Source organism: Phaeobacter sp. JH20_26 (assembly GCF_048056275.1).
Lineage (GTDB): Bacteria > Pseudomonadota > Alphaproteobacteria > Rhodobacterales > Rhodobacteraceae > Phaeobacter > Phaeobacter bryozoorum.
Genome location: NZ_JAYMWL010000013.1, coordinates 1,019,444 through 1,042,489, shown reverse-complemented (window position 1 = coordinate 1,042,489; position 23,046 = coordinate 1,019,444). Strand labels below are relative to the sequence as shown.

Genomic DNA, 23,046 nt, shown 5'->3' with positions numbered 1-23,046 from the left:
ATGGAATTCCGCTGGCTCAAACAGAACGAGGCAGCCGAGGCCATTGTGGTCTTCGGCGGCTGGGCGATTGGGGCGGATGTTTTTGCGCATCTCACCGGCCCTGAGGATGTTCTGTTTGTCAGCGATTTCCGCAGCCTTGATGCCGATCTCCCCGATCTGTCTGGCTACGATCATGTCACGCTGCTGGCCTGGTCTTTCGGCGTTGCGGGTTATGCCCATTGGCAGCAGGGGCGCGGCGATCCCTTTGATCGCAAGGTCGCGGTCAACGGCACCCTTGCGCCTGTGGACGAGACGCGCGGCATCCCGCCGGAGGTGATGGCCAGGACCGCAGAGGGGCTGAGTGAGCAGAGCTTTGCCCAGTTCCTGCGCCGGACATTCAATGCGCCGCAGTCTCCCCATGAGATCGACATTGACGCTCGCCGGGCCGAGCTGCATGCGGTCGCGCAGCGCGGACCGGCGCCGGCTGTCGGCTTTGATCTGGTCTGGATCGCTGGGCGGGACCGAATCTTTCCGCCCGCAAATCAGCACTGGGCCTGGGCGGGCGTGGCGCTCAGGGAGCTGCCCACAGCCGCCCATGCGCCGTTTGATCACTTCGACAGCTGGCAGGCCCTGCTGTCATGAGGGATCTGGCCCCCCCAACCGTGGATGCCGCCCGCGTGGCCCGCGCCTTTCGCCGTGGGCTTGGGAGCTACCACGATGCTGCCAGCGCGCAGGCACAGATAGCGGCAGAGCTGTCGGCGCTCCTCGCTGCACATATCGGCACCTCACCCGTCGCACATCTGTTTGAATTCGGGGCAGGGACCGGCCATCTGACCGATGCGCTGTTGCGGGATCTGTCGGTCCGCCATCTCACCCTCAACGACCTTGTGCCAGAGGCAGAGGCAGGCCTTCAGCCGGTTCTGGCAGCGCATGGGCAATCGGCGCTCTTCCTGCCGGGACGGATCGAAACCCTCGCGCTGCCCGAAAACCTGGACCTGATCGCGGCTGCCTCGGTTGTGCAGTGGATCGGCGACCTGCCTTCCCTCCTGCAAGGGTTTGAGACCGCGCTGCGCCCCGGTGGCTGGCTGGCGCTCTCTGGCTTTGGGCACGCGCATTTCCACGAATTGGTCGCGCTGGGGTCCGGGGCGGCGGCGCCCAACTACATGGATCACCACGAATGGGCGCAGCATCTGCCGCCGGGGCTGCGACTGGTCGAGTTGCGGCAGGCTCCGATCACGCTCAGCTTTGAGACCCCGCGCGCCGTGCTGCGCCACCTGCGGGCAACGGGCGTGAATGGCCAGTCTCGGGGAGGCTGGACCCGCAGAAGGCTGCGCCAGTTCGAGGAGGACTATCGTCGCCGCTTTGGCCATCAGGGGGGCGTGCGGCTGACCTATGATCCGGTGCTGATGCTGGCACAGCGTGTCTGATGCCAAAGTCGTGTATCGCGCGGCAATCGGGCCTCTGGCTGTCATGTGCATTTGGGGTTAGCCTGCGGGCACGCAATTTCCTAGCAAGAGGCCACAATGCATCTGTCCTACGTGATGACCCAGGAACGCGGTGCCACCGATAAACTGCTCAGCGCCCTGGCGGAGCGGTTGCAGGCCGATGGGCTGCGGCTGGCTGGCATCGTCCAGACCAACACCGAATGCTACGACAGCCAGCTCTGTGACATGGATGTGCGCGTTCTGCCCGCGGGCGAAACCATCCGCATCTCGCAGTCTCTCGGCCCCGAGGCACGCGGCTGCCGCCTGAACCCCGAGGCGCTGGAGCGCGCGGTTGGACAGGTCACGGCAGCGCTGGGGCAGGACCCGGCGCCGCAGGTTCTGCTGGTCAATAAATTTGGCAAACACGAAGCTGACGGGCGCGGGATGCGCCCCGTTATAGGCGAAGCGCTGGCGCGCGGCGCGGTCGTGGTTTCAGGTGTGAACCGGATGAATGTGGAGGCGTTTCAGAGCTTTTCCGACGGGCTGGCACAGGAGGCCGAACCGGACCTTGAGGCGTTGGTGAGCTGGGTCCATTCCGCCGTCGCACAGGCCGAACAGGACCGCTGAAGCCTTCGCGTCCAACCTCCAATTCGATGAGGCCGGCGCAGATTGCTGCGCCGGTTTTCTTCTGCCGCAGCCACGGATCATCAGCAGATGACATGGAAAGCAGCTCGGCGGCCGAGCGTCTTGATGTGCCGGAATAGTGATATGTATCAGAGGCTTGCGAGATGCGCCCATGGTCCGGGCGGCTGCCACCATCTTCTTGCTTACCGTCACTGAAAGAGAGAAGATGGTGGGCGACCCTGGAATCGAACCAGGCGTGCGTCTCCGCGAGGGAGTTACAGTCCCCTGCCACACCTTGCGGCCTGTCGCCCACAATCAGTTGCGTGTTGCACCTGATGTGGAGGCGTGATTACAAGCAGGCCAAAGGGGCGTCAACAGGAAAATCGCCAGATTTTCACACGGGTCCGGATTTCTTTCTGCTGGAGAGCAAAATGTCTAAAAAACCCAAATGGGTCGTCGAAAAAGAGCAGTCCAAAAAGGCAGCCTCGGCGGAAACGGTATGGTTGTTTGGTCTGCATGCGGTGCGCGATGCGCTGCTCAATCCCAAGCGCGAAAAACTGCGTCTGATGGTGACCCAGAACGCCGAGGCGAAACTGGCCGATGCCATCGCCCAGTCGGGCATCGAAGCCGAGGTGATCGACCCGCGCAAGTTCAATCCGCCGATCGACAAACAATCCGTCCATCAGGGCGCGGCGATGGAGGTCAAGCCGTTGAACTGGGGCGGTCTGGCGGAAAACTGCATCGGTGCCGAACGCCCGCGTGTGGTGCTGCTGGACCGGGTCACTGATCCGCATAACGTCGGTGCCATCCTGCGCTCGGCCGAGGTGCTGGGCGCCAGCGCCGTGATCGGCACGCGGCACAACTCGGCACCGGAAACCGGCGCCCTTGCAAAAACCGCCAGCGGCGCGCTTGAGCGCCAACCCTATCTGCGGATGCGCAATCTCGCCGATACCATCGTCGAGTTGCAGCGGATGGGGTTTCTGGTGCTCGGCCTTGATGGCGAGGCGGAAGAGACCATCGAAACCGTGCTTGAGGGGCGCAAGGGGGATCCGGTAGCCCTCGTGCTGGGGGCAGAAGGGCCGGGCCTGCGCCAGAAGACCAAGGAAACTGTGGATCATCTGGTGAAGATTGATGCGGCGGGCGGATTCGGATCGCTGAACGTCTCCAATGCCGCGGCGATTGCGCTTTATGCCTCCATTGCGCGCTAAGCCTTGTCTGCCTGTCGATGCCGCCAGCTGAACCGCTAGCGGCGGCCCAGCCCCGATCAGGGGTTGGGCGCATCTGTGCAAAGGTCACGGATCCATCACAAATGCGTATCCACCCTTTGCAGCGGCCTGCGCGCCGGGCAGACTTGGCCGGGTAAGAGCGACTGTTCTTGCTGCGCTTTCATTCCAACCTCAGTTGCCTGACAAGGACCTGCACGCCCGTGACGTTCTCGACTGCCATCATCTGCCGGAGCTGGCGCGCCTGCGCGCAGCCCGTGTTGGGTGCCTCGGCAGGATTGGTGGCTGGTTTGCTGGCCAGTTTGCTGGTCGGTCTGGTGGTCGGCGGGGCCGCATCGCGAAGCGATGGCAAGGCGGGATCCAGGCTCGCCGCCCTGTGCCTGGGCGCGCTGATCACCCTGGCCGCAGCGACGCTGACAGCCGCGCCGGCACGGGCGGAGGTTGCACTGGTCTCCGCGCCGCGGGGGCTGGCGGTGGGCGGCCATGACGTGGTGGCGTTCTTTCAGGATGGCGCGGCAATCCCCGGTCAGCAAGACCATGCGATCCTGTGGCGCGGGGCGATCTGGCGCTTTGCCTCATCGCAGAATCAGGAAGAATTCGAACGCAATCCCAGAGCTTTTGCGCCACGATTTGGCGGCTATTGCGCCTATGCGCTGTCGCAGGGATATCTGGCGCCCGGCAATCCGACGCTCTGGGTGATTGCTGACGGGCGACTCTATCTCCTGAACAACCCCAGCGCATTGGCCGCCTGGGAGGCGGAGCGGCTGAGGTTGATCGCTGATGCCGAACAGCAGTGGCCAGCCGTCCTGCGCAAATGACCGCCTCGAACGCCTGCTTGTGCTATGGGCCTATGTGACTGGCCCCGCAGGAGAAATGTCACGAATTTGAGAGGATCCCTTTCAAAACGCGATGACCATCCCATATTATTAACAGACTGCGAATTGGAACCTTCGCAGATCTTTTTCACTGTCCCTCGTTCCATACCTCGCGCCCAGGTTTGTCCTGGGCGCTTTTTTATTGTCTGACCGGGCTTTATCTCTCGTTCTTGCACCAACAGGCTGGTCCGCCAGCGGGCGTCAGAGCCGTTGCAATTCATCTTGCACCTCGTGTCCCAGCCGATAGGGTCAGGCAGATCGAAGCGCGATGAGGGCGCCTTGATACAAGGCCAGAACAGCCGGGGGAGCGATGCCAGACTATTCCGATCGACATCTGAAGGACGTGCTCACACGGAGCAAGACCATTGCCGTGGTCGGGGTCTCCACGAACCCGGTGCGTCCCAGCTACTATGTGGCCCGCTATCTCGGGCTCAAGGGCTATCGCGTCCTGCCGGTGAATCCCGGTCATGCCGGCAAAACCCTGTTCGGCCAGACCATTCACGCCAGTCTACGGGACATCGACGAGCCGGTGCACATGGTCGACATCTTTCGCCGCTCAGAGGCAGTCCCACCCATTGTCGAGGAGGCGCTGGAGGTCTGCGAGGGGCTGCAGACGATCTGGATGCAGATCGGGGTCGAACATGCCGAAGCGGCTGAACGGGCAGAAGCGGCGGGCCTCACCGTGATCCAGAACCGGTGCCCCAAGATCGAATATCAGCGCCTGTTTGGCGAGCTGCGCATGGGTGGGTTTGCCACCGGAATCATCTCGTCGAAACTGTGATGCCCGACCGCCGGGCAGGGCGCTCCCGCCCATTCCCGCCGCCCTGACGGGCGGCATACACGGTTGGGCCGGGCGCCGCTGCGCGGCGCAGACGATGTGTTGGGATCCCCTTGAAGGACCTTAACGATTGTAAGGGGTCTTTGCGCGTCAAGGGCAAGCCGCGCGTGCCGCGCGGAGGCAGCGCCTCCCCTGATCCGCCGCATGGCCTGGATTTCAGCCCTTGGGGCGGGCGGCCTTCTCGGCGATGCCGCTCAGACCCTGACGCTCGGCCAGCACCTTTAGCACATCATCCAGCGCCACATCGCGGGCCGCCAGCATCACCAGAAAATGATACAGCACATCGGCGCCCTCGGAGGCAAGTCCGGCCGTGTTGTCCTTCACCGCCTCGATGATGGCCTCAATGGCTTCCTCGCCGAATTTCTCGGCGCATTTCTCTGGACCCTTGGCCAGCAGTTTGGCGGTCCAGCTGCTCTCCGGATCAGCCCCCTTGCGGGACCGAATGGTAGCTTCGAGATCGTGCAGCAGGCTCATGTCAGCCTCATCGGGATACCGGCCTTGGCCATATGCTCTTTGGCCTCCTGGATGGTGTATTCGCCAAAGTGGAAGATCGACGCCGCCAGAACCGCGCTGGCGCCGCCTTCGGTGACGCCCTCGACCAGATGGTCGAGCGTGCCAACCCCGCCAGAGGCAATCACCGGCACGTCAACCGCATCCGAAATGGCGCGGGTGAGCGGCAGGTTGAAGCCAGATTTCGTGCCGTCGCGATCCATCGAGGTGAGCAGGATTTCCCCGGCGCCCTTGGCAACGACCAGCCGGGCGAAGTCCACCGCATCAATGCCGGTTTCGCGGCGCCCGCCATGGGTGAAGATCTCCCATTTGCCGGGGGCCACGGTCTTGGCGTCGATGGCGCAGACGATGCACTGGCTGCCAAACTGATCGGCCGCCTCGCGGATCACATCCGGGTTGGCCACGGCTGCGGAATTGAACGACACCTTATCGGCGCCTGCCAGCAGCAACGCGCGCACATCATCCTTTGTGCGCACCCCACCGCCCACGGTCAGCGGCACAAAACACTGCTCTGCGGTGCGCCGCACCATATCGAACATGGTGCCGCGATTTTCGTGGGTTGCATGAATGTCGAGAAAGCAGATTTCATCCGCGCCTGCCGCGTCATAGGCCTTGGCTGCCTCAACCGGGTCTCCGGCATCGCGCAGGCCGACAAAATTGACACCTTTGACCACGCGGCCGTCAGCCACGTCGAGACAGGGGATGATACGGGTCTTCAGCATGGCGATCCCTTTGCCGCTGGGGGTGCCTTGTGTCTTTACTGCGCGGGTGGTTGGGATGCAATCATCGGGCGGTGCCGCGCGATGCGGCGCATGCTGTCACGGATGATCAGGATGTGAAACGGCATCACCAGCGCCAGATAGATCCGTCCCAGCAGATTGTGACGATGCACCCAGGTGGCCATGTGAATCCGTCCTTCGTGCCGCAATACGGTGATCCGGAAATCGAGATGAGCATCATCGGCGCCCAGGATCAGCTCGCGGCTGTCCTCGAATGTCACCGGAAAAATCGCGCCCTCGCCGCTGTCGCTCACCTCGGTCTTCAGTCCGAGCGGGCGGACCAAGGCATTGCGCAGCCGCAGGAGTGCGGCTGCCCAGCCCGGCATCGACAGGCCGATATCGGCGGCTTCACGCGGGGTGAGCGGACTGTCGACCGCATAGCCATCGACAAAATCACCGGGCGATACCATCTGCCACAAACGGGCGCTGTCTGGGAGGCGGGTCTTGCGGACGCGGGGCATGGGAGAACTTTCGTGTCTGTGATCGCAACCGGAGGCGCCGGTTGCGCTGTCGCCGCGCAATAGACGCCATTACGTGAGGAATGGAAAGCAGGCGCGGTGCCGCAGGCCGCGCGTGGCCCTGGGGTGTCGACCGCGGGTCTTGCCTGGCAGAGGGTGGGCCACAGAGGGGCGGTCAGGTCAGCGACACTCTGCCGATGCCTGAGATGTGAATTGCCTGTTTGCCCTGCTTGGCCTGTGCTGCTGGCATGTTGTCATTTTCTCGGAGCCATCGCCATGATCAAATCCCTTGCCCTTGCCGGAACTCTTGCTGCGCTCTCCGCGATCCCGGCCGCAGCCGAACTGATGACGGTTCCGAGCCCGAGTTCCGTGTCTGACACCATGGATGCGCTACAGACGGCGGTCGAAGGCGCCGGGGCCACGGTTTTTGCCCGGGTGGACCACGCTGCGGGTGCGGCAGCCGTGGATATGTCCCTCGCCGAGGCGCAACTCCTGATCTTTGGCAATCCCCAGCTGGGCACCCCCGCGATGCAGGCGGATATGCGGGCGGGGCTTTTCCTGCCGCTGAAGGTTCTGGTCCATGAGGATGCCGAGGGGCAGGTCTGGCTGACCTATGAAAACCCGTCAGAGATGCTGGCTGGTCTGGATATGGCGGCTGATGCCGATGTCATCGCCAAGATGCGGGGCGCGCTGGCAAAACTGACGGCGGCCGCCGCGCGCTGATCCGCTGCGGGGGCAGCTGGAGCCAACCGGGAGCGGGGGCCGGGGCGGGGGCGCTGCCCCCTCTGGGCCTTTGGCCCATTCACCCCCGGGATATTTTCGGCCAGAAGAAGACCAGGTCTCAGCCCTTCAGGACCTTCAGCGCCTGCGCGAGGTCGATGGCCCCATCGTAGAGGGCGCGGCCGGAAATCGCGCCATTGAGCGGCGCGCCGCAGGATTTCAGGGCCTGCAAATCGTCGAGCGAGGACACGCCGCCCGAGGCGATCACCGGGATGCTGACGGCATTGGCCAGATCTGCCGTTGCCTCGATATTCGGCCCCTTCATGGCGCCGTCGCGCAGAATATCGGTGTAGATGATCGCGGCAACACCTGCGTCTTCGAAGGATTTTGCCAGATCCGTAACCATCACATCGGTTTCCTCGGCCCAGCCTTTGGTCGCTACGCGGCCATTGCGCGCGTCAATGCCGACGGCAACCTTGCCCGGGAATGCACGTGCCGCCTCGCGGACCAGATCGGGATTTTCCACCGCCACGGTGCCAAGGATCACCCGCGCCAGCCCCTTGTCGATCCAGCGTTCGATGGTCGCCATATCGCGAATACCGCCGCCCAGCTGTGCGGGCACCTGGCACCGTTTCAGAATGTCCTCGACCGGGGCCGCATTGACCGGCTCGCCTGCAAAGGCACCGTTGAGATCGACCAGATGCAGCCATTCGCAGCCTGCGGCGACAAACTCCAGCGCCTGTGCGGCCGGATCGTCGTTGAAGACCGTTGTCTTGTCCATATCGCCATGCAGCAGGCGAACGGCTTGCCCGTCCTTGAGATCAATTGCGGGGTAGAGGATCATATCGCGTGCCCTTATCGGTACTGCCAGAACTGTCTGAGCCGGGGCCGCTGCCTCCGGTCGCCGGTGATCGGGGGCGGGCCTGCTCTGACGCCTCTTTTGCACAAGGCGGCCCGTGATTGCAACGCGACCCGAGGTCAAGCTTGCCTGAATTGCCTGTTGGCGGCCAGACTGGCTGCAAAAGGGAGGATGACACATGAAGAAACTGGCACTTGGCGTGACATTTGCACTGGGGCTGGCGGGCATGGCCGCGGCGGATCCGGTACTGGGCACCTGGAAGACGCAGACGGATGACGGCTCTTATGCGCATGTCACCATGGCGCCCTGCGGCGCGGCGGTCTGCGGCAAGATCAGCCGGACCTTCAATGCCGAGGGAGAGTATAAATCCCCCAATATCGGCAAGACATTGGTGATCGATATGGTGGCCAATGGCGACGGGTCTTATGCGGGCAAGGTCTGGCGGCCGTCGAACAACAAGATCTACATCGGCAAGATGAACCTGTCGGGCGCATCGCTGGCTCTGCGGGGCTGTGTCGCGGGCGGGCTGATCTGCTCCAAACAGACCTGGAGCCGCGTGAAGTAAACAGCCGGATTGCTGTGAGTGATCGGACGGGCGGCGTGGACGGTATGTCTGCGCCGCCTTTTTTGTGCCCGTCTAGAACAGCCCCAGCTGAACCGGAATCGGGACAAAGCCGCGTTTGATCTGACGGTCGCGCTGCTGCGCCGCTGCGGCCAGCGCGATCTCCTGCGAGGCATAGTAGCTGCGCCGCTGCTGCCCTCCGGCCTCACCCAAGGGCCCGCTGGTCTGCTCGACACACCATTCGCCAAACAGGGTTCGGCTCAGATGCAGCACGCAATAGCGGTGCTGGCCTTCCTGGTGGTCGAATTTTTCAAGACGGATCTGCACCGGACGGTGACCTGCAAGCGACTGGGATAATCTGGGTCTGCGGTGTATGCCCTTGTGCGGCACCGCTGTCCATCCATTCTTGCCCGGATTTCTGCCTGTCGACCTGAGGCAGGTGGCGATCCGGCCACAGCACGCCGTGGCCGACTGGCGCCGCGACCTGGCGCAGCCCGCGTCAGACGTCGCCGTCGTATTCGCCGCGCGCCGGATAGTCGTTGGCGATGGCGAAATCCAGCGCCGATACCAGCTCTGAAAAATGCGGCCGGACAAAGGGCATGGTCTGCACCGACCCATAGTAGAGCGTCTGCTCCGGGGTCACCATGAACAGGCCCGGTTCGGAGAACAGCGCCGGCTCCTCGATCCCGATTGATGTCTTCCCGCGTGAGGTCGACAGGTACAGACCCCATTGGCGGGCGACATTCAGGGGCAGATCATAGCCAAACCGTAGGTTCTTCGCCTCGATCTTCTCGGCCATGGCGCGGGTGCGCTCTTCGCCGTCCGAACTGACCGCAATGCAGTTCACGCCACGGCTGGCGAAATCGGTCACCCGTTTTTCCAGTTCCTTGAGGTAGTTGGCACAGATCGGGCAGTGCAGTCCGCGATAGAAGCAGATCACGGTGCCGCGCTGGCTGTCTTCCCGCGACAGGTCAAACGGTCCATGGTCCAGCGTTGGCAGGGTCAGATCGGGCGTGGGTTGGCGTGGCATCAACATGTTGTCGCTCCTTGTTCGAAGTCAGCTCTGGGGGCTTGTCTCGAAGTATGACGCAGCATAGTGTCAGATAAATCCGAAAAACCTGACGGAAACACCGATGCCATGGACCGCCTGACCACATTGATGGAGCGTTTCCAGCTCTCCGTTCGCGCTGCCGCACCGGGAGAGGCCAATCTTATCGCTCTGGCGGATGCGTCGGGGGAGCCGGTGCGGCTGCTCTACAGCAGTTGTGATGATGCCCCGGCGCAACCGCCCGACAGGGTGATGTGGGCGGCACGGGTGGATTGGTCAGGGCGCCGCAATCCGCTCATCGCCGCACTGCCCGGGCTGGTGGATTATGACATCGCCGACAAGCCGGAGGCCCGGGATCTGCTGTGGTTGATGCGGGATGAGGCTGATGCGCAGCGCTGCGGGGCACAATCGGTGATCAACCGGCTGGGGGAGGTGCTGATGGTGCGGCTGCTGCGGCATCAGATCCGCGAGGGTGCTACGGAGCCGGGGCTGCTGGCAGGGCTGTCCGACCCGCGTCTCAGCCGGGCGATTGTGGCGATGCACGATCACCCCGGCCGCCTTTGGAGCAATGCCGATCTGGCCGAGGTCGCCGGCCTGTCGCTGTCCCGCTTTGCCGAGCTGTTCGGGGCCGCTGTCGGCGAAACCCCGATGGGGTACCTGCGCCGCTGGCGGTTGATTCTGGCGCATCAGGATCTCACGCGCGGCGACCGGGTGGAGGCCGTGGCCCGCCGCTATGCCTATGCCAGCCCCGAAGGCTTCAGCCGTGCCTTTCGCAAGGCCTATGGCGCGGCGCCGCTCTCGCTGCGCAGGGCAGCGGCCTGATCGCGCCCCGCCTGTCATCTTTCCATAAATACTCAAAAACAAAAGCCGCCTGTGCAGCAGGCGGCTTTTCATATGCTGCGGGCCAACCGCTGTGTCACGGTCGCCAGGTCAGAAAGTTCCCGATCATCCGCAGGCCGATATCCTGGCTTTTCTCCGGGTGAAACTGCATCCCCACCATGGTGTCGCGCCCGATGACGGCCGTGACATCGCCGCCATAGTCCACATGCGCCAGCCGTTCCGCCGGATCGGTGACGCGGAAATGATAGGAATGCACGAAATAGCAGTGATCGCCTGAGGAAATACCATCAAAAATCGCGTGGTCATGGTCGATCACCAGATTGTTCCAGCCCATATGCGGTACTTTCAGACTGTGGTCGCTGGGGGTGATCTTGACCACATCGCCCTCAACCCAGCCAAGGCCGGGCGTCTCGCGATACTCATGACCGGTGGTGGCCATCAGCTGCATGCCGACGCAGATGCCGAGGAAGGGTCGGCCGTTCTGCTCGACCGCCTCCACCATCGCCTCATAGATGCCGCGATGGCCGCGCAGTTCTTCTGCGCAGGCCGGAAAGGCGCCGTCGCCGGGCAGCACCAGCCGATCGGCCCGCGCCACCACATCCGCGTCAGAGGTCACGATCACCTCGCCGCCATTCACCTCCCGCGCCATGCGCTGAAAGGCTTTTTCGGCGGAGTGGAGATTGCCCGATTCATAGTCGATGATCGCGGTCAGCATTTACAGAGCGCCTTTGGTGGACGGGATCGCATCCGCCTTGCGCGGGTCGGTCTCAACGGCGGTGCGCAGCGCGCGCGCCACCGCCTTGAACGCGGCCTCGGCAATATGGTGGCTGTTGAACCCGTGCAGCTGGTCGATGTGCAGGGTGATGCCGCCATGGGTGCTCAAGGCTTGAAAGAACTCGCGCACCAGCTCGGTATCAAAGCTGCCGATCTTCTGGGTTGGCAGCTCAACGTTCCAGATCAGGAAGGGGCGTGCCGACAGATCCAGCGCACAGCGCACCTGGGCGTCATCCATCGGCAGGTGGCATTCGCCATAACGGTTGATGCCTTTCTTGTCGCCAAGTGCGGCAACCAGCGCCTGACCCAGTGCAATGCCGGTGTCCTCCACCGTGTGGTGGTCGTCGATGTGATAGTCACCCTTGGCGCGGATGGTCATGTCGATCAGCGAGTGGCGCGACAGCTGGTCCAGCATGTGATCAAAGAAACCGACGCCGGTCTGATTGTCATAGGCACCAGTGCCATCGAGGTTGATCTCGACACTGATCTCGGTTTCGGCGGTCTTGCGGGTGATCTGAGCGGTACGCATGGTCGGCATGTCCTTGATATCCTGCCGCTGCTTATAGGGGCAGGGCGGGGCCGCGCTCAAGCCTGCCGCGTCAATTGGCGCAAAACTGTTGCGCCAATTGTCTGCGGCCAGCCTCTCATGCCCGTCGCCGGGGATTGCCTCTGCTGCGCCCGCATGCCAGCTTGGCGCGCAAACCACGCATTCCCAAACAGTTGAGGGCCATCATGTCCACCTGCGTCTTTATCCAGATCCGCTGCAAACCCGGCACCACCTACAAAGTGGCCGAAGAGATTGCCCTGCGTGAAATCCACTCCGAGCTTTATTCCACCAGTGGCGATTATGATCTCCTGATGAAACTCTACATTCCCAGCGATCAGGATGTTGGCAAATACATCAACGATCAGCTGCTCGATATCGAGGGAATCGAACGCTCGCTGACAACGATGACCTTCAAGGTCTTCTGACCTGGGATCCGGCTCATAGGCTCAGACAGGAAGCTCTGAGGCCCGCAGCCTGTCAGGCAGAACTTCACGCAGAGTTTCAGCCAGACTGTCCGGCGGCAGGGAGTGACGCGGTCCGTGCCGCCTCACGTCCCATGCCCCGGTTCCCCCGACCTACCGGATACAGTGGTCCCCGGACCCATTGGTCTCCGTATCCCACAGGTCCCGGACCATCAGGTTCCCCCCGAAACCATCCGACCACAGGGCCATGCGGGATCGCGAAATGCGCTGGTGCTGAAATGCAAGGTTTGGAACACCCTTGGGATAAGACAAACCTCGCAGTAATTTGTGATCCTTTCACGGGGAAAAACCGCAAGATTGTGACATTACCGGATATCGCACAGATCTCGCGGGTGTCGCGATCAGCCTGTTGTCTGGCTAGGCGGAGGTCTTGGGGGCGATAAAAAAGCAGCGCCTCAGCCGGGGCGCTGCTCTTGTCGGTCCGTCGTTGCACACCGGGGCGTCTGCGGCCTCAATGCGCCAGGTGACCGGCTGCTTTCAGCTCTTCGAAACTGGCGTCGATCGCGGTTTTCAGGCGTGCCAGCATGTCGTCCACCTCATCCTTCGTGATGATCAGCGGCGGGCAGAGCGCGACCGCATTCCCGGCCACGGCCCGCAGGATCAGACCATTGTGCTGACACAGCCTTTGCGCGGTCGCCCCGGCAAGACCCCTGTCAAAGCTTGCGCCGGTGGTTTTGTTCGACACCAGTTCCAGCGCCGCGATCAGGCCCTTGCCACGCACTTCGCCCACCAGCGGATGGTCGGTGAAAATCTCGCGCAGCTGCGTTTGCAAATAGCTGCCCACCTCGGCGGCATGCTCAAACAGGTTGTCACGCTCGTAAATCTCCAGTGTTTTCAGCGCTGCCGCACAGGCGACCGGGTGCCCGGAGTAGGTATAGCCATGCCCAAACACGCCGACCTGATTGGTCTGATCCACCATCGCCTCATACATCCAGCCCGGAATGACCGAGGCCGAGATCGGGAAATAGGCCGAGGACAATTGCTTGGCAAAGGTCATCAGATCCGGCTTGATGCCCATGGTGGTGCAGCCGAAATCGGCGCCGGTGCGCCCAAAGCCACAGATCACCTCATCGGCCCAGACCAGAATGCCATATTTGCGCAGCAGCGCCTGTAGCCCCTCATAGTAACCCTCCGGCGGCACGATCACGCCAGAGGCGCCGGTGATCGGCTCTACGATCATCGCCGCAATCGTTTCGGGATCTTCCGCCAGGATCTGGTCTTCGAGGTTCTGAAGGATGCGCTCGACAAACTGCGCCTCGGTCTCATTGCCCTTGCGGGCGGTGTAATAATGCGGCGAGTCGGCGCGCAGGATCGACAGCGCCTCCAGCGGGGCATCAAAATGCGCGAGATTCGCGGGCAGGGAGGTCAGCGAGCCGGCTGCAACCGTGACCCCGTGATAGCCGCGCTCGCGGGTGATGATCTTGCGCTTCTCCGGCTTGCCGATTGCGTTGAAGTAATAGCGCAGCATCTTGTAATGGGTGTCATTGGCGTCGGAGCCTGAGTTGCCAAAGAAGATATAGGCGTCCTCCACCGGCACCATCGCGGCCAGCTTCTTCGCCAGATCCTGGATCGGCTGATGGGTCTTGCCGCCAAAGGTGTGCGAAAATGGCAGCCTATGCAGCTGCTCGGTGATCGCATCCATCACTTCGGTATTGCTGTAGCCCAGCGATGTACACCAGAGCCCGGCCAGCCCTTCGATATATTTGTTGCCCTCGCTGTCGAACACATAGATGCCCTCGCCGCGCTCAAGGCAGAGCTGTTCGGTGGCGGTGAAATTGGTGGTGGGATAGATGACCGGGGCCATGGGCTGTTGTCCTCCTGAGCTGAAGCGCCAGACCTGCGGCGCATAGGCGATGGGGCTCTGGCCCCTTTGGCACAGCATTGGCGGGTTTTGAGAGTCGCGTCAAAGGAATTTGATCAAATGTTCGCGCAAGCGCATCGTGGCGCTGATCCGGGTGCGGAAACGCAAAAGGCCGCTCGGAAAGAGCGGCCTTTGCAGTCCAAATGGAGCGGGCGAGGCGATTCGAACGCCCGACCCTAACCTTGGCAAGGTTATGCTCTACCCCTGAGCTACGCCCGCGCTGCCATTTGGTGAGGCGGTGTTTAGGAAATTGCCGCAGCACCTGCAAGAGGAAAAATGACAGCTGCGTGAAGAAATTAATCGGACGCCCACCCGCACGTCAGCCCTGCACGTCAGCCCTGTGCGCAGATCCAGATCGCCGCAATCGTCATCGCCGTAAAGACACCTTAGATGGCCGGGTAACCCTGTGTTTTTGGTAGAAAAACAAAAAGCCGCTCAAAAGAGCGGCCTTTGTGATCCCGATGGAGCGGGCGAGGCGATTCGAACGCCCGACCCTAACCTTGGCAAGGTTATGCTCTACCCCTGAGCTACGCCCGCGCTGCCATCCGGTGAGGCGGTGAATAGGCAATTGCGCGCAGGGCTGCAACCGAAAAACAGCGGGTTTTCACCTCGGATCGAAAAAATCTTCGCGGATCGTGTGACCAGCGCTGGCGGCCAGCCGCGCCTGCGTCAGGTTGGAGAGCTGCGCCGATATGAACTCCGAGCCGCCGCAATGGGGCAGGTCAAGCGCGCGGATCAGCTGCGCATCCTTGCGCCCCTCGAGGATAACGATGCCCTCCCGCCCCAGCAGGTCCCGCGTGCCATGGCCGCCATCCGAACGGATCCGTCGCATGAAATCCTTCTGCGCGGCCACCGCCTCGACGACGTCACGAGGAATCGGCTGACGCTGCACCTCCCGGAACAGCGTCGCCATCCGGGCATTGCCGCTCTCCCCGGCAAAGATACGCGCCACCACCCGCTCCGGCAGCAGGCGCCAGAAATTGGCCGGATAGGGCTGATCACAGAGCAGCCAGAGAATATTGCCAAACCCCTCGGCCGAGATCGAGCGTTTGGCGTCCTTGTTCTGACCGGCGGTCAGATAGGCCTGCCGCGCGACGATCAGCCCGAGGTAACAGCGCGCCCGCGGCTCATCCGCCGCCACCAGGATACAGGGCTGGTCGACGGCTTCGGTCGGGATCATCCAATTGCTGCCCATGGTGTGTTTGATATCCACATCATGGCCGAGGATCACGGTATCCAGCCGCCCCTTTGGCAGGCGCAGCAGCGCCCGCAGCTCAATCTCGACACGGGTGCCGATATAGGTCTTCTCGGTTTTTTCCAGATCCTCATAGGCGCGCCGCCCGGTCTTGGCGGTCAGGATCACATCGTCGATGCACGTGCGCAGCATCAGCGGAAAGTCGGCCGCCAGCTCCATCGGGCCGCCTGCGCGGCTGGTGATCTCCTGTGCCAGCGCGCTGAGCAGCAGGTGATCGGCATGGCCGGGATGGATCCGGCTGGGCGGCAGTTTCTGTTTCATCGCAGAGCCTGTTCCCGGTTGCAGCCGTGGCTTGAGTATTTTGGGAAAGGTGACAGGGCAGGATGTGGCCCTACATCGCGCAGCGCCATCACGACGGCCCGATCAACGCCCGGTGGCAGGGCTGGTCACCACCTTCAGGCTGGGGCGTGCGATGGCCTGACGGATCTGCCGGGCCACGGCTTCGGCCACCGGCGGCGGAAAGGCATTGCCGACCTGGCGATAGGCGTTGGTCTTGGCCCCGGTGAAATGCCAGCTGTCGGGGAAGCCCTGAATGCGCGCCACCATCCGCACGGTGAGGCGCGGCATGTCGTTGTGAAAGGGATCCGGCGCCTCATAGGCGATGGTGCGCCCCTCGACGCCCAAGGCGGCCCAGGCGCGCCGCGCCCGGGTGGGGCCGAGGTCCGGCCCGCCATGTTTCTTGGAGCCGCCCACAATCGTTGGCGCAATCTCATCGGCCCTGGCGGCCCAATCCTCGGCCCCGCGCCAGCCGCGTTCCTTCATCAGGTCAAGCAGGGTCTCGCCCACGGTGCGGGGATTATGCGGCAGCGGCTCGGGCCAGTTGAACTGGCCCGAGAATTCCTTGCGCAGGGCGACGATGGCCACCCGCGGGCGCAGCTGCGGCACGCCGAAGTCGGAAGCATTCAGCAGGCGCCAGTCGGTCTCATAGCCCAGTTTGGCCAGCTGTTTCTTCAGCTTCTCGCGGTAGTCATGGAATACTGCATCCAGAAAGCCGCGCACATTCTCGATCATCACCGCGCGGGGGCGGGTGGCGGCGACGATTTCGATGGCATCGTCAAAGAGGTTGCGCTCGTCCTTCTCGCCCAGCTGTTTACCTGCCACCGAAAATGGTGGGCAGGGCAGCCCGCCAGCCAGCAGGTCAATGCCGCGATAGGCGTCGGCATCCGCCTTGAAGGCGCGCACATCCTCTTCCAGCACATTCCACTGGGGCCGGTTGTGGCGCAGGGTGGCGCAGCAATGTTTGTCGATTTCGACCAGCGCGGTGTGGTCAAAGCCGGCTTTCTCAAGCCCCAGTGCCTGGCCGCCTGCACCAGCGCAGAGTTCTACCGATGTGAGCATGCTGCCGTATCACCTGTTCTCATGCTGCCGTTGCAGCTGTTCGCGCTCTGTTCTTAGGCGCTGAAGTGATTCCGCGCAAGCCAGAGGCTATGTCGTATTTCACAAACGCGAAAGGCCACCGTTGCGTCTGCATACGGTGGCCTTTTCATGTATCCAAATGGAGCGGGCGAGGCGATTCGAACGCCCGACCCTAACCTTGGCAAGGTTATGCTCTACCCCTGAGCTACGCCCGCGCTGCCATTCGGTGAAGCGGATTTAGTCATTCACAGGCAGGGCTGCAAGGGAAAAACGCAAAGCCGTCGGCAAAAAATGACCGTCACGGTGTTTTGAGCGACGGAAGCCGCCACGTGCGGCGTTTTACCCTTATGATGATGACATGAGCCTGGCCAAGACGACCTGATGTTTGCGAGCCAACGAGCCGGGCCAACCCGCGGAGATATCTGCGAAACCGAAAGGGAGCCCCGAGATGACACTGCTTAGCAAACCGCTGCGCGACCGGATGGGTAAATCCTTGGACGACAGGCTGGACACATTGCGCATCCTTGGCCTGACCGTCGCCATTGGTCTGGCGATCGGTGCCAAACTCACCACGGATGGGCAGGCTGCGGGTCTTCATACCGCCGAGGCGCCGGTGATGATGCCACCACAGATCGAGACACAGGCGCTGATCTGACCACCGCGCATCTGGCAGACCGCGCCACCTGACAGAAAAAGGCGCCCCCGGAATGCGGGGACGCCTTCATGTGATAGTCGCAGTGCCTGTCATCGGTGACAGGCGCGGGCTGTGATCACTCCAGCTCGATCAGCAGATCCTTGGCGTCGATCTGCCCGCCTGCCTGCACATGCAGGGCCTTCACCACCGCATCGCGCTCGGCATGAATGCCGGTTTCCATCTTCATCGCCTCGATGGTCAGCAGCAGGTCGCCCTCATGCACCGGCTGGCCAACCTGCACGGCAACGGTGGCCACGACGCCGGGCATCGGCGCGCCGACATGGTTTGCATTGCCCTGCTCGGCCTTGGGCCGGGCCTGCGTCGTCGCCTTGACCAGACGGTTCGGCACGCGGATGACGCGGGGCTGGCCGTTTAGTTCAAAGAAGACTTTCACCTCGCCCTTGTCATCGGTATCGCCGATGGCCTGCAGGCGGATTTCCAGCGTCTTGCCGGGGTCGATTTCTGCGGTGATCTCCTCGCCCGGTTCCATCCCGTAAAAGAAGGTGCGGGTGGGCAGGCTGCGGACCGGACCATATTGGCGATGGCGGCCCATGTAGTCGAGGAAGACCTTGGGATACATCAGGTAGCCGTTCAGATCCTCGTCATCGACGGCCTTGCCTTCCAGCTCCCGCGACAGCTCCGCACGGGTCGCTTCCAGATCGACCGGGTCCAGATGGGCGCCGGGGCGATCCAGATTGGGCGCGTCGCCTTTCAGCACCTTGGAGACGATCCCCTCAGGGAAGCCACCCGGAGGCTGGCCGAGGTTGCCGCGCATCATGTCGACAACCGAGTCCGGGAAGGCCACATCACTCTTCGGATCCTCGACGTCGTCACGGCTCAGACCCTGGCTGACCATCATCAGTGCCATGTCGCCAACCACTTTGGACGAGGGCGTCACCTTCACGATATCGCCGAACATCTGGTTCACATCGGCATAGGTCTGGGCGACCTCATGCCAGCGATCCTCCAGCCCCAGGCTGCGCGCCTGTGCCTTCAGGTTGGTGAACTGGCCGCCGGGCATCTCGTGCAGATAGACCTCCGAGGCGGGCGCCTGCAACCCGGATTCAAAGGCGGCATATTGCATCCGCACCTGTTCCCAATAGTCCGAGATTTCGCGGATCTTGGCGATGTCCAGCCCGGTGTCGCGGTCGGTGTTGCGCAGCGCTTCGACGATGGAGCCGAGGCAGGGCTGCGAGGTGCCGCCACTGAAGGCGTCCATAGCGGCGTCCACCGCATCGACGCCGGCATCCGCTGCCGCCAGGATGGTGGCACCAGCCACACCCGAGGTATCATGGGTGTGGAAATGGACCGGCAGGCCGACCTCTTCCTTCAGCGCCTTGACCAGCTGGCGGGCAGCGGCCGGCTTCAGCAGGCCCGCCATGTCCTTCAGGCCCAGAATATGCGCGCCTGCCGCTTCCAGCTCCTTGGCCATGCCGACATAATACTTCAGGTCGTATTTGGCGCGCTTCGGATCCAGGATATCGCCGGTGTAGCAGATGGTGCCTTCGCAGATCTTGCCGCTTTCAACGACCGCATCCATGGCGACGCGCATGTTCTCGACCCAGTTCAGGCTGTCAAAGACGCGGAACACATCAACGCCGGTGGCCGCCTGTTTCACAAAGCTCTGCACCACATTGTCGGGATAGTTGGTATAGCCGACACCATTGGAGGCGCGCAGCAGCATCTGGGTCATCAGGTTTGGCATCCGCTCGCGCAGGTCGCGCAGGCGCTGCCAGGGGCACTCCTGAAGGAAGCGATAGGCCACGTCGAATGTCGCACCGCCCCAGCACTCGACCGAGAACAGCTGGCTCAGGTTCTGGGCATAGGCCGGGGCCACCTTGATCATGTCATGGCTGCGCATCCGGGTGGCCAGCAGCGACTGGTGGCCGTCGCGCATGGTGGTATCAGTCAGCAGCAGCTGACGCTGCGCCTTCATCCAGTCGGCCACGGCCTGCGCGCCCTTTTGCTCCAGCAGGTTGCGGGTGCCATAGGGCTGCGTCGCGGCATCGGCCTTGGGCGCGCGCGGCTCTTTCAGATCGGGATGAGGCGCCGGGCGACCTTCGGTTTCGGGATGCCCGTTCACCGAGATATCAGCGATATAGGTCAGCACCTTGGTGCCGCGGTCGCGGCGCTTGGCGAATTGGAACAGCTCCGGCGTCTCGTCGATGAATTTGGTGGTGTATTCATTCGACAGGAAGGTCGGGTGTTTCAGCAGGTTCTCGACAAAGGCGATATTGGTGCTGACACCGCGCACCCGGAATTCACGCAGCGCGCGGTCCATGCGGGCAATCGCCTTTTCCGGGGTGGGGGCCTTGGCCGTCACCTTGGTCAGCAGCGAATCATAGTAACGGGTGATCACGCCGCCCGCATAGGCGGTGCCGCCATCCAGACGGATGCCCATGCCCGTGGCCGAGCGGTAGGCGGTGATTCGACCGTAATCCGGGATGAAGTTGTTGAGCGGATCCTCGGTGGTCACCCGGGTCTGTAGCGCATGACCATTGAGCTGGATCTCGTCCTGCGATGCCTTGCCGGTGGCCTCGGCAATGGTCTTGCCCTCGGCGATCAGGATCTGCGCCTGCACGATGTCGATGCCGGTGACTTCCTCGGTCACCGTATGCTCCACCTGCACCCGCGGGTTCACCTCGATGAAGTAGAATTTGCCGTCGTTCATATCCATCAGGAATTCGACGGTGCCTGCGCATTCATAGTTCACATGCTGGCAGATCTTGCGGCCCAGATCGCAGATTTCGGCGCGCTGTTCCTCGGTCAGATAGGGGGCGGGCGCACGCTCGACCACTTTCTGGTTGCGGCGCTGCACCGAGCAGTCCCGCTCATAAAGGTGGTAGATTTGCCCATGTTTGTCGCCCAGGATCTGTACCTCGACGTGGCGGGCGCGGGTGATCATCTTTTCCAGATAGCCCTCGCCATTGCCAAAGGCCGCTTCCGCTTCGCGGCGGCCTTCCAGCACCTTTTCCTCAAGTTCGGATTCGCTGTGGATCGGGCGCATACCGCGACCGCCGCCGCCCCAGGAGGCTTTCAGCATCAAGGGATAGCCGACCTCAGCCGCTTCGGCGCGGATCGCATCCATGTCATCGCCCAGCACTTCGGTGGCGGGGATCACCGGCACGCCGGCCTCGATTGCGACGCGACGGGCACTGGCCTTGTCGCCGAGCGCGCGCATGGTTTCCGCCTTCGGACCGATAAAGGTGATGCCGTTGCGGGCGCAGGCATCCACGAAATCCGGGTTCTCCGACAGCAGGCCGTAGCCGGGGTGGATCGCATCGGCGCCACTTTCCTTGGCCACGCGGATGATCTCGTCAATCGACAGATAGGCGGCAACCGGTCCCAGACCTTCGCCGATCCGATAGGCTTCATCCGCCTTGAACCGGTGCAGGCCCAGCTTGTCCTCTTCGGCATAGACGGCAACCGTCTTCTTGCCCATCTCATTGGCTGCCCGCATGACGCGGATGGCGATTTCGCCGCGGTTGGCGATCAGGATTTTCTTGAAGTCAGTCATGGCTTCCTCGGGGTCGTGCAGTTTGGCGGAGTGATAAGCGCAAATTAGGGTCCGGTATAGACGTAGTTCTGGGTATGGACAGCGTGATAGCGCTGACCTGAGGCCAGAATCCGGCAAAAAATACGATTACGGCGGAGATTTTAGGTCCGTATCGGTCTTAAGTGTCGCAAATGGCGGCGCAATCGGCTGAAGTGGGAGCGGTTGCGGCAGCATCGTCAGGTCCTCCGCCCCCAGCTGGCCCATGTTTGCCAGCAGATCCAGGCGCAAAAGATCGATCAGATGGTCCGGCCCCTGCGGGCCAAGCGCTGCCAGGGCAAAGTGGAACGCGCGGCCTAACATGACGTAGTCCGCCCCCAAGGCCAGGGCGCGCAGGATATCCAGACCACCTTCGATACCGCTGTCGAAAATCAGCGGCAGGGTGGTGGCCGCACGGATATCCGGCAGGGCCTCGATGGTGGCGCGGGCCGCATCGAACTGGCGCCCGGCATGGTTCGATACCCACAGCGCATCGACGCCAAGCGCCTCCAGCGGTGCGGCATCCTCGGCGCGCATCACCCCCTTGATGATCAGCGGCCCCTCCCAATGATCGCGCAGCCATTTCACATAGTCCCAATCGGGCGAGGTGCGCAGCAGATAGCCGACATGGGCCGTCGACGACAGGCTGCCGCTCTGGCCGGTCACATATTTATCCAGCGTCCGCATATGCGGCATCCCCCGGCGCGCCATGCCCATGGCCCAGGCCGGTCGCATCGCCACCTGTGCCAGCAACCGGGGCGTCAGCCGGGGGGGCTGCGTCAACCCGGAGCGCGTCTGCCGTTCCCGGCGCGAGGCCACGGGCACATCAACTGTCAGCACCAGACCGGCAAAGCCTGCGGATTTGGCGCGCTGCAGCATATCGCGGCGGATGGCGGGATCCTTCGGCGGGTAAAGCTGGAACCACGGCGCCGCCCCGAGGTCATCGGCCAGATCTTCGGGGGACTGGCTTGCCACGGTCGACAGGCAGTAGGGCAGGCCCTGCGCCGCGGCGCAGCGGGCCAGCTGGCGTTCCGCGTCGGGCCAGATCAGCCCCGACATGCCAACTGGCGCAATGCCAAACGGCAGCGGGCGCGACACGCCCAGAAACTCGGAGCTGAGCGAGGGCTGTTGCGGCCCATGCAGAATCGACGGGGCAAAGCCGATACAATCCAGCGCTTTGCGGTTGCGGGCGGTGGTCGCCTCTCGCCCGGTGCCACTGTCCAGATACTCCCAAACGAAACGGGGCAGGCGCCGCCGGGCGCGCTGGCGAAGGTCACTGAGAGCGGGGTAACGCTGGTGCAGATCCATGCTGCGCATTTGTCGCTGCCTTGCAGCAAAAGTCTAGTGTGGAGTGCAGCATTGAAACATTTTTGTAACTATTTGGACCGCACCCGTTCCAGCTCCTGCGCTGTTGTCGTCCGTATCGGCCACCCGCTGCGCGCCCTTTCTGGTGCCTCGCTCGCGGGTCGCTGCCATCCGTTACCCACCCCGGTGCATTGTGCGGGCCTCTATTGCTTGCGAGCCTTCTGATCGGTGTCTTGTTGCGGCCCTGCGGGGATCACGCCGGGTCGAGGGGCCACGCCAGGCCCAGAGCCAGGCCCATCGGGCGCGCGATGTGTCCGCCAATTGTAAAAGAGGGCTATTGCGCGCCCGATGGGCCAACGGTCGGCGTCGGGGCGTGTCATCCTGTTGGCTGGTCAATGACCGATCCGAAGGATCGCGCAGCGAGCGCGAAGCCCGTGTCGAAGGCGGTCTGCCCACGCGCCCAGTTGCCCGGTCACGCCGTCAATCCAGCCGCCGCAACTG

At 63.0% G+C, this 23,046-nt stretch carries 24 protein-coding genes and 4 tRNA genes; 11 read left to right on the top strand and 17 right to left on the bottom strand.

All coding sequences use genetic code 11. The features are described 5' to 3' along the window. The 3 genes from VWY60_RS10800 to VWY60_RS10790 all read left to right on the top strand — a co-directional run bounded on the left by VWY60_RS10800 (position 1) and on the right by VWY60_RS10790 (position 2,030). Positions 1 to 621 carry a pimeloyl-ACP methyl esterase BioG family protein gene (locus VWY60_RS10800; RefSeq protein WP_416540455.1) on the top strand — a complete coding sequence of 207 codons (621 nt, stop codon included), beginning with the start codon at positions 1 to 3 and terminating at the stop codon, positions 619 to 621. Continuing rightward, positions 618 to 1,406 (top strand): methyltransferase, encoded by a 789-nt coding sequence (locus VWY60_RS10795; protein ID WP_416540454.1) that lies wholly within the window; start codon positions 618 to 620, stop codon positions 1,404 to 1,406. Before VWY60_RS10800 ends, VWY60_RS10795 begins: the two co-directional genes overlap by 4 nt. 96 nt (positions 1,407 to 1,502) lie before the next feature. Further along, positions 1,503 to 2,030, top strand: coding sequence for a DUF2478 domain-containing protein (locus VWY60_RS10790; RefSeq protein WP_340545007.1), 528 nt, complete (start codon positions 1,503 to 1,505; stop codon positions 2,028 to 2,030). A 224-nt stretch (positions 2,031 to 2,254) separates the two neighbouring features. On the opposite strand, the gene VWY60_RS10785 is transcribed toward VWY60_RS10790, so the two are convergent. Further along, positions 2,255 to 2,338: transfer RNA gene (locus VWY60_RS10785), tRNA-Tyr, on the bottom strand. A gap of 120 nt (positions 2,339 to 2,458) precedes the next feature. On the opposite strand from VWY60_RS10785, the gene rlmB reads away from it, so the two are divergent. From rlmB to VWY60_RS10770, 3 genes are all read left to right on the top strand, one after another. Continuing rightward, positions 2,459 to 3,235 carry a 23S rRNA (guanosine(2251)-2'-O)-methyltransferase RlmB gene (rlmB, locus tag VWY60_RS10780; RefSeq protein ID WP_340545008.1) on the top strand — a complete coding sequence of 259 codons (777 nt, stop codon included), beginning with the start codon at positions 2,459 to 2,461 and terminating at the stop codon, positions 3,233 to 3,235. A 218-nt stretch (positions 3,236 to 3,453) separates the two neighbouring features. Further along, positions 3,454 to 4,068, top strand: a complete 615-nt coding sequence (locus tag VWY60_RS10775) for a YHS domain-containing (seleno)protein (protein WP_416540453.1) — start codon at positions 3,454 to 3,456, stop codon at positions 4,066 to 4,068. Between the two features lie 367 nt (positions 4,069 to 4,435). Continuing rightward, positions 4,436 to 4,906, top strand: a complete 471-nt coding sequence (locus VWY60_RS10770; RefSeq protein WP_416535524.1) for a CoA-binding protein — start codon at positions 4,436 to 4,438, stop codon at positions 4,904 to 4,906. 213 nt (positions 4,907 to 5,119) lie between these two features. Here the strand turns inward: VWY60_RS10770 and VWY60_RS10765 are convergent, their stop codons facing one another. From VWY60_RS10765 to VWY60_RS10755, 3 genes are read right to left on the bottom strand one after another with little or no spacing between them, the layout of a single operon-like run. Then, complete coding sequence (locus VWY60_RS10765) at positions 5,120 to 5,437, bottom strand: phosphoribosyl-ATP diphosphatase (RefSeq protein WP_416540452.1); 318 nt, start codon at positions 5,435 to 5,437, stop codon at positions 5,120 to 5,122. Further along, on the bottom strand, positions 5,434 to 6,195 hold the full coding sequence (hisF, locus tag VWY60_RS10760; RefSeq protein ID WP_340545012.1) for an imidazole glycerol phosphate synthase subunit HisF: 762 nt from the start codon (positions 6,193 to 6,195) through the stop codon (positions 5,434 to 5,436). The genes VWY60_RS10765 and hisF overlap by 4 nt, the downstream gene beginning before the upstream one ends. Before the next feature lie 35 nt (positions 6,196 to 6,230). Further along, positions 6,231 to 6,713: a DUF2867 domain-containing protein gene (locus tag VWY60_RS10755; protein ID WP_416535526.1), complete on the bottom strand. Its 483-nt coding sequence runs from the start codon at positions 6,711 to 6,713 to the stop codon at positions 6,231 to 6,233. Positions 6,714 to 6,986: 273 nt separating this feature from the next. Here VWY60_RS10755 and VWY60_RS10750 point away from each other — a divergent pair, with 273 nt between their 5' ends. After that, the gene (locus VWY60_RS10750) at positions 6,987 to 7,433 is read left to right on the top strand and encodes a DUF302 domain-containing protein (RefSeq protein WP_416540451.1); all 447 of its coding nucleotides are present in this window, start codon (positions 6,987 to 6,989) and stop codon (positions 7,431 to 7,433) included. Between the two features lie 118 nt (positions 7,434 to 7,551). Here the strand turns inward: VWY60_RS10750 and hisA are convergent, their stop codons facing one another. Continuing rightward, positions 7,552 to 8,274, bottom strand: a complete 723-nt coding sequence (gene hisA / locus VWY60_RS10745) for a 1-(5-phosphoribosyl)-5-[(5-phosphoribosylamino)methylideneamino]imidazole-4-carboxamide isomerase (protein WP_416540450.1) — start codon at positions 8,272 to 8,274, stop codon at positions 7,552 to 7,554. A 193-nt stretch (positions 8,275 to 8,467) separates the two neighbouring features. Between hisA and VWY60_RS10740 the strand changes: the two genes are divergently transcribed. Further along, complete coding sequence (locus VWY60_RS10740) at positions 8,468 to 8,854, top strand: DUF2147 domain-containing protein (RefSeq protein WP_416536739.1); 387 nt, start codon at positions 8,468 to 8,470, stop codon at positions 8,852 to 8,854. A gap of 72 nt (positions 8,855 to 8,926) precedes the next feature. On the opposite strand, the gene VWY60_RS10735 is transcribed toward VWY60_RS10740, so the two are convergent. Both VWY60_RS10735 and VWY60_RS10730 read right to left on the bottom strand, forming a co-directional pair. Then, a complete protein-coding gene (locus VWY60_RS10735) occupies positions 8,927 to 9,178 on the bottom strand; it encodes a WGR domain-containing protein (protein ID WP_416536740.1) in 252 nt (83 codons plus the stop codon). Between the two features lie 172 nt (positions 9,179 to 9,350). Beyond that, complete coding sequence (locus VWY60_RS10730; protein WP_416540449.1) at positions 9,351 to 9,887, bottom strand: peroxiredoxin-like family protein; 537 nt, start codon at positions 9,885 to 9,887, stop codon at positions 9,351 to 9,353. 102 nt (positions 9,888 to 9,989) lie between these two features. Between VWY60_RS10730 and VWY60_RS10725 the strand changes: the two genes are divergently transcribed. Beyond that, positions 9,990 to 10,721, top strand: a complete 732-nt coding sequence (locus tag VWY60_RS10725; protein ID WP_416540796.1) for an AraC family transcriptional regulator — start codon at positions 9,990 to 9,992, stop codon at positions 10,719 to 10,721. Positions 10,722 to 10,815: 94 nt separating this feature from the next. Here VWY60_RS10725 and hisH read toward each other — a convergent pair whose 3' ends face one another. Continuing rightward, complete coding sequence (hisH, locus tag VWY60_RS10720) at positions 10,816 to 11,454, bottom strand: imidazole glycerol phosphate synthase subunit HisH (protein WP_340545020.1); 639 nt, start codon at positions 11,452 to 11,454, stop codon at positions 10,816 to 10,818. Next, positions 11,455 to 12,042 (bottom strand): imidazoleglycerol-phosphate dehydratase HisB, encoded by a 588-nt coding sequence (hisB, locus tag VWY60_RS10715; RefSeq protein ID WP_340545021.1) that lies wholly within the window; start codon positions 12,040 to 12,042, stop codon positions 11,455 to 11,457. A 203-nt stretch (positions 12,043 to 12,245) separates the two neighbouring features. On the opposite strand from hisB, the gene VWY60_RS10710 reads away from it, so the two are divergent. Continuing rightward, positions 12,246 to 12,485: an Lrp/AsnC family transcriptional regulator gene (locus VWY60_RS10710; RefSeq protein WP_340545022.1), complete on the top strand. Its 240-nt coding sequence runs from the start codon at positions 12,246 to 12,248 to the stop codon at positions 12,483 to 12,485. A 508-nt stretch (positions 12,486 to 12,993) separates the two neighbouring features. Here the strand turns inward: VWY60_RS10710 and VWY60_RS10705 are convergent. The 6 genes from VWY60_RS10705 to VWY60_RS10680 all read right to left on the bottom strand — a co-directional run bounded on the left by VWY60_RS10705 (position 12,994) and on the right by VWY60_RS10680 (position 17,229). Further along, complete coding sequence (locus VWY60_RS10705) at positions 12,994 to 14,346, bottom strand: aminotransferase (protein WP_416540448.1); 1,353 nt, start codon at positions 14,344 to 14,346, stop codon at positions 12,994 to 12,996. A gap of 201 nt (positions 14,347 to 14,547) precedes the next feature. Further along, positions 14,548 to 14,622 (bottom strand) — tRNA-Gly (locus VWY60_RS10700). Between the two features lie 243 nt (positions 14,623 to 14,865). Beyond that, positions 14,866 to 14,940 (bottom strand) — tRNA-Gly (locus VWY60_RS10695). Between the two features lie 67 nt (positions 14,941 to 15,007). Next, a complete protein-coding gene (locus VWY60_RS10690) occupies positions 15,008 to 15,919 on the bottom strand; it encodes a NaeI family type II restriction endonuclease (RefSeq protein ID WP_416540447.1) in 912 nt (303 codons plus the stop codon). Between the two features lie 102 nt (positions 15,920 to 16,021). Further along, positions 16,022 to 16,996 carry a DNA cytosine methyltransferase gene (locus VWY60_RS10685; protein ID WP_416540446.1) on the bottom strand — a complete coding sequence of 325 codons (975 nt, stop codon included), beginning with the start codon at positions 16,994 to 16,996 and terminating at the stop codon, positions 16,022 to 16,024. Between the two features lie 158 nt (positions 16,997 to 17,154). Further along, positions 17,155 to 17,229, bottom strand: a tRNA-Gly gene (locus VWY60_RS10680). A gap of 233 nt (positions 17,230 to 17,462) precedes the next feature. Between VWY60_RS10680 and VWY60_RS10675 the strand changes: the two genes are divergently transcribed. After that, positions 17,463 to 17,669 (top strand): hypothetical protein, encoded by a 207-nt coding sequence (locus tag VWY60_RS10675; RefSeq protein ID WP_416539190.1) that lies wholly within the window; start codon positions 17,463 to 17,465, stop codon positions 17,667 to 17,669. 115 nt (positions 17,670 to 17,784) lie between these two features. On the opposite strand, the gene VWY60_RS10670 is transcribed toward VWY60_RS10675, so the two are convergent. Together VWY60_RS10670 and VWY60_RS10665 are read right to left on the bottom strand one after the other, a co-directional pair. After that, entirely contained in the window at positions 17,785 to 21,225 is a 3,441-nt protein-coding gene (locus VWY60_RS10670; RefSeq protein ID WP_416536747.1) for a pyruvate carboxylase, read from the bottom strand. A gap of 126 nt (positions 21,226 to 21,351) precedes the next feature. Then, positions 21,352 to 22,557 carry an alpha-hydroxy acid oxidase gene (locus VWY60_RS10665; RefSeq protein WP_416540445.1) on the bottom strand — a complete coding sequence of 402 codons (1,206 nt, stop codon included), beginning with the start codon at positions 22,555 to 22,557 and terminating at the stop codon, positions 21,352 to 21,354. Positions 22,558 to 23,046 lie beyond the last annotated feature (489 nt).

Excerpts from the sequence above, each read along its gene's own strand:
- VWY60_RS10800 (WP_416540455.1), top strand. The coding sequence starts at position 1 with ATGGAATTCCGCTGGCTCAAACAGAACGAGGCAGCCGAGGCCATTGTG.
- VWY60_RS10795 (WP_416540454.1), top strand. The coding sequence starts at position 618 with ATGAGGGATCTGGCCCCCCCAACCGTGGATGCCGCCCGCGTGGCCCGC.
- VWY60_RS10790 (WP_340545007.1), top strand. The coding sequence starts at position 1,503 with ATGCATCTGTCCTACGTGATGACCCAGGAACGCGGTGCCACCGATAAA.
- rlmB (WP_340545008.1), top strand. The coding sequence starts at position 2,459 with ATGTCTAAAAAACCCAAATGGGTCGTCGAAAAAGAGCAGTCCAAAAAG.
- VWY60_RS10770 (WP_416535524.1), top strand. The coding sequence starts at position 4,436 with ATGCCAGACTATTCCGATCGACATCTGAAGGACGTGCTCACACGGAGC.
- VWY60_RS10765 (WP_416540452.1), bottom strand. The coding sequence starts at position 5,437 with ATGAGCCTGCTGCACGATCTCGAAGCTACCATTCGGTCCCGCAAGGGG.
- hisF (WP_340545012.1), bottom strand. The coding sequence starts at position 6,195 with ATGCTGAAGACCCGTATCATCCCCTGTCTCGACGTGGCTGACGGCCGC.
- VWY60_RS10755 (WP_416535526.1), bottom strand. The coding sequence starts at position 6,713 with ATGCCCCGCGTCCGCAAGACCCGCCTCCCAGACAGCGCCCGTTTGTGG.
- VWY60_RS10750 (WP_416540451.1), top strand. The coding sequence starts at position 6,987 with ATGATCAAATCCCTTGCCCTTGCCGGAACTCTTGCTGCGCTCTCCGCG.
- hisA (WP_416540450.1), bottom strand. The coding sequence starts at position 8,274 with ATGATCCTCTACCCCGCAATTGATCTCAAGGACGGGCAAGCCGTTCGC.
- VWY60_RS10740 (WP_416536739.1), top strand. The coding sequence starts at position 8,468 with ATGAAGAAACTGGCACTTGGCGTGACATTTGCACTGGGGCTGGCGGGC.
- VWY60_RS10730 (WP_416540449.1), bottom strand. The coding sequence starts at position 9,887 with ATGTTGATGCCACGCCAACCCACGCCCGATCTGACCCTGCCAACGCTG.
- VWY60_RS10725 (WP_416540796.1), top strand. The coding sequence starts at position 9,990 with ATGGACCGCCTGACCACATTGATGGAGCGTTTCCAGCTCTCCGTTCGC.
- hisH (WP_340545020.1), bottom strand. The coding sequence starts at position 11,454 with ATGCTGACCGCGATCATCGACTATGAATCGGGCAATCTCCACTCCGCC.
- hisB (WP_340545021.1), bottom strand. The coding sequence starts at position 12,042 with ATGCGTACCGCTCAGATCACCCGCAAGACCGCCGAAACCGAGATCAGT.
- VWY60_RS10710 (WP_340545022.1), top strand. The coding sequence starts at position 12,246 with ATGTCCACCTGCGTCTTTATCCAGATCCGCTGCAAACCCGGCACCACC.
- VWY60_RS10705 (WP_416540448.1), bottom strand. The coding sequence starts at position 14,346 with ATGGCCCCGGTCATCTATCCCACCACCAATTTCACCGCCACCGAACAG.
- VWY60_RS10690 (WP_416540447.1), bottom strand. The coding sequence starts at position 15,919 with ATGAAACAGAAACTGCCGCCCAGCCGGATCCATCCCGGCCATGCCGAT.
- VWY60_RS10685 (WP_416540446.1), bottom strand. The coding sequence starts at position 16,996 with ATGCTCACATCGGTAGAACTCTGCGCTGGTGCAGGCGGCCAGGCACTG.
- VWY60_RS10675 (WP_416539190.1), top strand. The coding sequence starts at position 17,463 with ATGACACTGCTTAGCAAACCGCTGCGCGACCGGATGGGTAAATCCTTG.
- VWY60_RS10670 (WP_416536747.1), bottom strand. The coding sequence starts at position 21,225 with ATGACTGACTTCAAGAAAATCCTGATCGCCAACCGCGGCGAAATCGCC.
- VWY60_RS10665 (WP_416540445.1), bottom strand. The coding sequence starts at position 22,557 with ATGCGCAGCATGGATCTGCACCAGCGTTACCCCGCTCTCAGTGACCTT.